We start from the raw sequence: 1,320 nt of genomic DNA, 5'->3' as shown, positions 1-1,320 counted from the left end.
GGCGGGGCGGGCGGCCCGGCCCGGTCAGCCCAGCCGGGTCAGCTTGGCGCCGAATCCGGGCTCGGCCAGATCCTTCTCCAGGGCCACCGGGACCTTCACCGCGGCGGGCGTACCGTCACCCACGGTGAGCGTCCCGACCCGGGTGCCGGCCTTCGCGGTGTGCGGCACGGTCCCGGAGGCGAAGGACAGCTTCACCTTCAGACCGGCCCAGCCGGCCGCCGTGACGTCCTTCGTGACCACGATCGGGGTGTGGCCGCCGAGCCGGTCGTCCACGTAGCCGACCACGTCGCCCTTCTTCAGGATCTTCTTCGAGGTCAGCGCGTCCTGCGCGGCGAGCAGCGCGGTCTTGCTGACCGCGTTGACCGTCGCGAGGATCTCCCGCTTGTGCTGGCCGAGGATCGCGCCGACCAGCGTGACCGTCCGCCCGCCGACCTCCTTGCGGGAGGCGAAGAGCAGGTTGCCGCCGGCCGCGGTGGTGCTGCCGGTCTTGATGCCGATCGCGCCGATCTTGAACGGCAGCTCGTTGTAGTTCGGCCAGAAGCGGCCGGAGGGGTCCGTCCAGCTGGCCGCGCTGCTGATGGCGACCAGGGCCGGTACCTTGACGAACGCGCGGCCGAGCTTCACCTGGTCCTCGGCCGTGGAGACGGTGGTCTCCTTCAGGCCCGACGGGTCGGTGTACGTCGTGTCGGTCATCCCCAGCTCCCTGGCGGTGGCGTTCATCTTCTTCACGAACGCCTCCTCCGAGCCCGCGTCCCAGCGCGCGAGGAGCCGCGCGATGTTGTTGGCGGAGGGGATCATGACGGCCGACAGGGCCTGCTTCTCGGTGAGGTGGTCACCGGCCTTGACGGTGTCGAGGGTGGACTCGCCGGCCTTGTTGTAGCCGCCTTCCTTCTCCGCCGTCGCGTCGACCTTGATCTTCGGCCCCTCCTCGCCCGGCTTCAGCGGGTGCTCCTTGAGGATGATGTACGCGGTCATCGTCTTGGCGACCGAGCCGATGGCCACGGGGGTCTGCTTGCCGAAGTGGCCCATCGTGCCGACGCCGTCCACGTCCATCCAGCCCTGGCCCTCGCCGGGCCACGGCAGGTTCGTCCGGCCGCCGTCGAAGGTGTAGGTGTCCTCGCCGGTGAGGGTGAGGGTGGGGGACGGCAGCGGGCGGAAGGCCTGTACGACCGCGAAGACGATCACCAGGAGCAGGACCAGGGGGGTCCAGATCTTGATCCGGCGCACGAGCGTGCGGACCGGGGTCTCCGGGGGCGGCGGCGTGTTCGTCAGCTCCGCCAGCAGGTCCAGCGGGGGCTTGGGCGGCAGCGGCTGCTGGGT

Annotated in this window: 1 pseudogene; it reads right to left on the bottom strand. The window is 70.7% G+C overall.

What is annotated here, in order from left to right:
- Positions 1-24 precede the first annotated feature (24 nt).
- Positions 25-1,320: pseudogene (locus CCN44_RS41380) on the bottom strand (D-alanyl-D-alanine carboxypeptidase); the annotation flags it as partial.

This window comes from Streptomyces tricolor (assembly GCF_002155905.1).
Classification (GTDB): Bacteria; Actinomycetota; Actinomycetes; order Streptomycetales; family Streptomycetaceae; genus Streptomyces; species Streptomyces tricolor.
This window is presented reverse-complemented; position numbering and strand designations above follow the sequence as displayed.